1 protein-coding gene is annotated in these 1,241 nt (G+C 65.4%); it reads right to left on the bottom strand.

Going from position 1 to position 1,241, the window contains the following annotated elements:
- Positions 1-30 precede the first annotated feature (30 nt).
- Positions 31-1,178, bottom strand: a protein-coding gene (locus DFP88_RS16770) for an IS3 family transposase (protein ID WP_110815837.1) whose coding sequence is annotated in 2 segments (ribosomal slippage) — positions 31-932 and positions 932-1,178 — 1,149 coding nt in all. Because the reading frame shifts where the segments join, the coding sequence is not laid out codon by codon here.
- Positions 1,179-1,241 lie beyond the last annotated feature (63 nt).

Raw genomic sequence — 1,241 nt, 5'->3', positions numbered from 1 at the left:
TGGGATGCTGCCGGTCCCGTGGACAGCAGGTTAAGGTAGCACCGAGCGTTCCTCGAACTCCATCGGGCTGAGATAGCCCAGTTTCGAGTGGCGGCGCTTCGGGTTGTAAAAGCGCTCGATGTAATCGAAGACGTCGCTGCGTGCGGCGTCCCGGCTGCGGTAGACCTTGCGGGCGGTGCGCTCGGTCTTCAGCGTGGAGAAGAAGCTCTCCATCGCGGAGTTGTCCCACACGTTGCCCGCCCGGCTCATCGAGCAGGTGATGCCGTGGTCGGCGAGAAGCCTCTGGAACTGGTCGCTGCTGTATTGGCTGCCCTGATCGGAATGATGCAGTAGAGCGTCAGCCTTTCCGCGGCGCCAGACGGCCATCATCAGGGCGTCCATGACCAAGGTGGCGTCCCGCTCGGCCTTCATCGACCAGCCGACAATGCGCCGGGAGAACAGGTCGAGTACCGCGGCGACATAGAGCCAGCCTTCCGCGGTCCAGATGTAGGTGAAGTCCGCCAGCCACTTCTGGTTGGGGCGATCCGCCCGGAACTCCCGCGCCAGCAGGTTGTCGGCGATGACGGATCGTGCCCCGTCGTCCTTCGGCAGACCCCGACGGCGGGGCCGCGCGCGCAGCCCGTTCTCCTTCATCAGACGCTCGATGCGATGGAGTCCGCAGGGCAGCCCCTCCTCGAGAACGTCGCGCCAGATCCGGCGCGCGCCGTAGGTCCGGTCGCTGTCCTTGAAGCTCCGGCGCATGACCGCGCCGAGGCGCTCGTCCTCGGTCGAACGCGCGCTCGGCGGCCGCTTCAGCCAGGCGTGGAAGCCGGAACGAGACACGTGCAGGGCGGCGCAGATCCAGCTGACGGGCCAGACATGGCGGTGCCGTGCGACGAAGGCGAACTTCATGTCGCATCCCGCGCAAAGAACACGGTCGCCTTTTTTAAGATGTCACGCTCCGCCTTGAGACGGGCGACCTCCTTCCGCAGCGCCGCGATCTCCGCTTGCTCCTGGCCCAGTCGGCCATGTCCCGGAAATGCGCCGGACGGCGCGCCTTCGAATTCGCGCATCCAACGGCGCAGCACGCTCTCCGACAACTCCAGATCCCGGCAGGCCTGCGCCACGGCAACGCCGCGATCGGTCACCAGCCTCACAGCCTCGATCTTGAACTCGCGGCTGAATGTTCGTCTCTTCATCGGAAAACTCCAATCCCATGGTCACGATCTTATCGTCGTGTCCACGGGACCGGCAGCATCCCA

It is taken from the genome of Pseudoroseicyclus aestuarii, from assembly GCF_003217255.1.
Taxonomy (GTDB): Bacteria; Pseudomonadota; Alphaproteobacteria; order Rhodobacterales; family Rhodobacteraceae; genus Pseudoroseicyclus; species Pseudoroseicyclus aestuarii.
Note: the sequence above shows the minus strand (reverse complement) of the source record. Positions and strands in the feature narration are given on the sequence as shown.